The following is a 1,591-nucleotide window of genomic DNA, read 5'->3' as shown; positions in this document are numbered from 1 at the left end:
GTCGTGAATCGATGGCGACCGAAGTGACTCGTGACCGCACGATACTCGTCAGTCTCAGCGTATTCTGGATGAAAGGCGTCCTTCCAGATCTGATTGACTCCCTTCGTCGTGAGCTTGGTGTGACTCTTCTTCGAGAGGAATACCCACGGTTCGCCATTGTCCGGACGTGCGAAGAGATAGCGGTCGAGGGTAGCGCGTGTCTCTGAATCGAGTGGAAGAAGTCGTGGGCGCACAGACTTGTTCCCTCGTCGATCATCCCGGGATGGTATGTAGACAAGATTCTGGCGGGAGCTCAATTCGGGATGAGTTGCAAGTTCGGAATATTCGGTGCTCGAATCAGCATCGTTCATGTGGATATCCTCAAGTCGAAGATTGGCTACTTCCCCTGCTCTGAGTCCCAACTTCATCTGCAGGAGAATGATTGCTCGCGCACGGAGGTTCGTAACTGACATCACCATCTCACGGAGCTCCTCGGGCGAGATCTTTCGATGCTCTTTCTCTTTTTCTACCTTCAAAGATTCGAGGCGGATTCCACGGATCACCTGACCCGTGGAGGAATGCGGACAACAGTCCATATAAATATTATTAAGTAACCATACACTCTCTTTGAAGATAGAGTGGACGACTACCTGAGACGCACAGCTATTACTCGCCTCTCCGTGAGCAACGAACAAGCTGACTTGCTCGAAGCCACGATTTGCGACTGGCAACACGGAGCCACTCTCGCATCCCACATCGGATGGCAAGCAGATGAGGACTCAAAATATGGTCTCCAGAAACTCTCCTACGACGACATACGCGAGGCAACTCGTCTCGGGAGTCAACACGCGATACTCGCCACTCACCAAGCCGCAAGCGCACTCACAGGCGTCAGAGAACTCCAAAACAACGGCCGCAAAGTCTCCTGCCCAGAGTTCACGAGTCCAACGATCAAATACGACGCGAACACGCTGACGCTCTTTGAAGACAACACCGTCTCGCTTACCACCATCAAGAATCGAGTTCGGTGTGAACTCGTTCTTCCAGAAGACGACGACGGCTACCAGTACCAATTCCTGAACGACGACGAATGGAGTGTCACCGAAAGCACGCTCACCGCCCGTGACGGCGACTACTTCTTACACCTCGGGTTTCGCAAACCGAATCCATTCGATAAAGACGAGTCTCCTGCCGAGGACAGAACAGTTCTCGGAGTAGACCTCGGCATCGAACACCTCGCCGTCACCAGCACCGCTCACTTCGAGTCCGGGAAGAAATTGGTTCACGATCACGAGCAATTCGAGCACGTCCGGGGTAGACTCCAACAGGCTGGAACGCAGTCGGCTCACCGCACACTCGTTGGTCGAGACGACCGCGAAGAACGATACTCGCGGGACAAACTCCACAGGGTCTCGAACGCGATTGTCGAAGAAGCCATCGAACACGAGTGTTCGCACATCGTGTTCGAGGACCTATCGTACATTCGTGACCGAATGCCGAACGCGAAGAAGTTCCACCAGTGGGCACACCGGAAGCTCATCTCGTTCGTGAGGTACAAAGCAGAAGCACTCGGCATTCGCATCGAGTTCGTGGATGCGGCGTACACGAGTCA

2 protein-coding genes are annotated in these 1,591 nt (G+C 53.8%); one reads left to right on the top strand and one right to left on the bottom strand.

What is annotated here, in order from left to right; all coding sequences use genetic code 11:
* Window positions 1-542, bottom strand: a 542-nt coding sequence (locus AUR66_RS20290) for a tyrosine-type recombinase/integrase (RefSeq protein WP_231727715.1), incomplete at its 3' end; no start/stop codon positions are given.
* Window positions 543-659: 117 nt separating this feature from the next.
* Here AUR66_RS20290 and AUR66_RS01510 point away from each other — a divergent pair.
* A partial coding sequence (locus AUR66_RS01510) for an RNA-guided endonuclease InsQ/TnpB family protein (protein ID WP_058570767.1) occupies window positions 660-1,591 on the top strand: 932 nt, incomplete at its 3' end.

Source organism: Haloferax profundi, from assembly GCF_001469865.1.
Taxonomy (GTDB): domain Archaea; phylum Halobacteriota; class Halobacteria; order Halobacteriales; family Haloferacaceae; genus Haloferax; species Haloferax profundi.
Note: the sequence above shows the minus strand (reverse complement) of the source record. Positions and strands in the feature narration are given on the sequence as shown.